This window comes from Kitasatospora sp. NPDC007106 (assembly GCF_040634455.1).
Lineage (GTDB): Bacteria > Actinomycetota > Actinomycetes > Streptomycetales > Streptomycetaceae > Kitasatospora > Kitasatospora arboriphila.
The window spans coordinates 1-3,709 of sequence record NZ_JBEYFP010000601.1 but is presented as its reverse complement, the minus strand read 5'-3'; the positions used below and the strand labels follow the sequence as shown (position 1 = coordinate 3,709).

The 3,709-nt window shown below is 69.3% G+C and carries 2 protein-coding genes and 1 pseudogene; 2 read left to right on the top strand and 1 reads right to left on the bottom strand.

Annotated elements, in window-relative coordinates; genetic code table 11:
• Both ABZ641_RS29195 and ABZ641_RS29190 read left to right on the top strand, forming a co-directional pair.
• Positions 1–549: hypothetical protein (locus tag ABZ641_RS29195; RefSeq protein ID WP_359986527.1), on the top strand; the 549-nt coding region annotated here is incomplete at its 5' end.
• Between the two features lie 421 nt (positions 550–970).
• Positions 971–2,228, top strand: a pseudogene (locus ABZ641_RS29190) (IS256 family transposase); the annotation flags it as partial.
• On the opposite strand, the gene ABZ641_RS29185 reads toward ABZ641_RS29190, so the two are convergent.
• Positions 2,132–3,709 (bottom strand): DEAD/DEAH box helicase family protein (locus tag ABZ641_RS29185; RefSeq protein ID WP_359986524.1); only part of this gene is annotated, 1,578 nt, incomplete at its 5' end. The pseudogene ABZ641_RS29190 and the gene ABZ641_RS29185 sit on opposite strands and share 97 nt — an antisense overlap.

Genomic DNA, 3,709 nt, shown 5'->3' with positions numbered 1-3,709 from the left:
GTCCGTGTGGCGGCGGCATTCCACACCACCCCGCCCACCGTCCCCTCCGACACCCGGGAAGACTGGTCGGAGATCGTCGAAGCGAGTCTCCACGCACCCCGCGGCCGCCTCTTCGTGGAGTCCCTGGATCACGGCCCCGTCCCCGACCTGCCACTCCTGAGCGACGCCGGACCCGGCTGGTACCGGCTGCGGGTCTGCGCACGAGGCCGCGACACGGCCTACGATGCCGTCGTGGCAGCACCTGTGGAGGACTACCGCATCGACATCTGGCCGGCCGCCCCTTCCCCGAACGCCGTCATCCGCAGCACCGACCGGTGCGGACAAGGGCTGCGCGCATCAGCGGCCGACCGCCGCGTGCCCCCGAGTCCGGGCCCGGACACGCAGACGCAGATCGACGCGGAAGAGCGTGCCGCGACCATTCGGCGCCAGACACTCCTGCAAGCCGCCGGAGGACAGGCCCAGAACGCCCCTGCGGACAGTCGGCTCCGGCGGCCGGAACCCGGCCAGCCGACCCCGCCCCTGCGAAACGACCAGCCCGGACCCAGTTGAGGTATGCCGGAGCGTTGACCTCGCGCTGCGGCGACACTCTTGCTGAAGCGACCGCGACACCTGCCCTGATTCTGGCCCGCGCATCAGCAAAGGCCACCCGTAGTCCGCATACCGGCCTGATTGTTCGACGTGTTGTCGCAAGCAGATCGTCGGCGGCCGAGGTATCGGACAGGTCGGCCTTCTCCTATGCCCAGCGCCACACCACTGTTACCGGCTCGGCCACCGTGACTGTGCCGCGGGCCACGGACCGTGATCAGAAGTGCCCTGCGGGCACGACCACTGACGCCCTGTTCCGTGTCCTACGCGGAGTCAGCTGGGGAGGCGCTTGGCTTCTTCGATCTCTCGCTGTCGCTGCGCCATGCGTGGGTCTGTACGGTGACCGGTGTATCTCCCGATCAAGGAAGAGCACCTGATGAGCGACATGATCGCCTCGGTTGAGGCGGTTGAAGAGGTCCGGCCGGTCGAGCTGTCGGCGGACCTGCTGGACGACCAGTTGATCGGGCAGCTGGTCGACCGGGCCCCGCGCGAGCGGGCTCCAATTGACCGGCGAGGGCGGGCTGCTGCAGCAGCTGACGAAGCGGGTGCTGGAGTCCGCCCTGGAGGGCGAGATCACCGACCACCTCGGCTACGAGAAGCACGACCGGGCCGGTGCGGGCAGCGGCAACAGCCGCAACGGCGTCCGCTCCAAGACGGTGCTCACCGACGTCGGCCCGGTCGAGATCGAGGTGCCTCGAGATCGCGAGGGCAGCTTCGATCCGCAGATCGTCAAGAAGCGCCAGCGGCGGCTGACCGGCGTCGATGAGATGGTGCTTTCGCTGTCCGCGCGGGGTCTGACGCAAGGTGACATCTCCGCGCACCTGGCCGAGGTCTACGGGGCGAGCGTGTCCAAGTCGACCATCTCCACCATCACCGACAAGGTCATGGACGGGATGGCCGAATGGCAGAACCGCCCGCTCGACGCGATCTACCCGGTGATCTTCATCGACTGCATCCACGTGAAGGTCCGCGACGGGCAGGTCGCCAACCGGCCGATCTACATCGCCCTCGCGGTGACCGTGGACGGCACCCGCGACATCCTGGGCCTGTGGGCCGGCGACGGCGGCGAGGGCGCCAAGTACTGGCTCCAGGTCCTGACCGAGATCAGGAACCGCGGCGTCGAGGACGTGTGCATGGTCGTCTGCGACGGACTCAAGGGCCTGCCCGACGCCATCGGCACGGTCTGGCCGCAGGCCATCACCCAGACCTGCGTGGTTCACCTCATGCGGGCATCGTTTCGATACGCGGCCCGCCAGGACTGGGACAAGATCTCCCGCGCACTCAAGCCGATCTACACCGCGCCGACCGCCGACGCCGCCGAGGACCGGTTCCTGGACTTCCAGGAGGAATGGGGCGCCAAGTATCCGGCGATCGTTCGACTCTGGTCGAACGCCTGGGCCGAGTTCGTGCCGTTCCTCCAGTTCGACGCGGAGATCCGGCGGGTCGTCTGCACGACCAACGCGATCGAGAGCGTGAACGCCCGCATACGCTAGGCCGTCCGCGCCCGCGGACACTTCCCGAATGAGGCTGCCGCGCTCAAGTGCGTCTACATGGCCGTCATGAGCCTGGACCCCACCGGCACCGGCCGCAAGCGCTGGACCATGCGCTGGAAGCCCGCACTCCAGGCCTTCGACATCGCCTTCGACGGCCGGCTCTCCATCGGCCGCCGGTAACTCACAACACGAGATACACCAGTCGCTGGACACACCCGGCTGCGGAGCGCGGTGAGGATTTTGACCAGGGGGCCGTAGCTGTCCGACTCCAGAATGTCTCCCGGCTCCTCACCTGGCGCCAGGAAAATAGGCACGATGAGGCTTGCCGTCTTGCCCTCGCCGGGCGTGATCCGCAGGGCTCGGCCGATGGCCTGGACGATGTCGACCATGTTTCCTCGGCCGTTGAGTACGACCGAGTCTGCATTCGGGATGTCCACGCCCTCGCCGAGGACGCGGCACTGGGACACGATCCGGTGCCTGAGTCCGTCGTGCTCCTCGCCCTTCCCGAAGTCGCGGATGACGTCCTTGCGGAAGTCCACGTCGTGCTCGCCGGACAGCCACTGCGCCCACATCTCGGGCGGGTATTTCTGCGGGTTGTCGGGGTGCAGCTTTTCGACGGTCTGGTTCAGCGTCTCGGAGAAGTAGCGGGCCTCGAGGGTGCGGTTGTGGAAGGTGATGCACCGCTGCAGGCCTCGCTCGACGACGGTCTTGATCAGGCCGGCCTGGATCGCGGCGAGGTGCGCGGCCGGCACCTCGTCCCCGCTCCCGTCCGCGGCCTCGCCGACACCCCGCCCCCAAGGCGCGCCCTGCCGCTCGGCACCCACGCGGTCGGCGCGCGGTTCGCGCAGCTCCAGGACCACGACCTCGAACGGCGCGAGGAGCTTGCGGTCGATGGCCTCCGCCAGGCCGAGGGTGAACACCTGCGGCCCATACACGCGCACATCGTCCATGGACACCGCCAGCTCCTCCGGGAGCGGCTGCAGGGCGTCCTCACGCCGCTTCATGGCCGCACTCGGCGGCGCCCAGATCCGCGGCGGCGCCGTCATGTAGAGCCGGCGCTCCGCCGGGATCTGGTCCTGCTCGTGAACGATGGTCCAGGACTTCTCGACGCTGCCGGACGACCGGTGGGCCTCGTCGCAGACCATCAGGGCCAGCGGTGCCAGCGCCTCGCCCCGGTACTCGGCCCAGTAGGCGTAGGCGTCCGCGACAGCCCCGGCCGAGGCGTAGGTGGCGAACAGTGTCACCGGCCGGCGGCGGGCGGCCGCCAGGTCGAGCCACATGCCGATCATCAGCGGACTGGTTGTCGCCTTCACCCCGTAGGGCAGCTCGGAGTCGATCAGCGAGCACACCGCGAACATGTCCCCGGACCGGCCGGCGGCCCGCCAGGAGCCGATCATCTGCACCAGCAGATCCAGCGTCGGTACCACCACCAGCACCGCCCCGTGCGGCGCCAGCCTCTGCCCAGCCGCCGCCCCCACGAACGACTTCCCCGAGCCGGTGGCCATCTGCACCGTCACCCGCAGACCACCCGCCGGCACCGGCCGCCCGGGACGGGGCGTCAGGCCCCGCACGACGGCCTCCAGCGCCTCCTCCTGATGCCCCCGTAGCGAGACCGTGCCACTCGTCGGCCC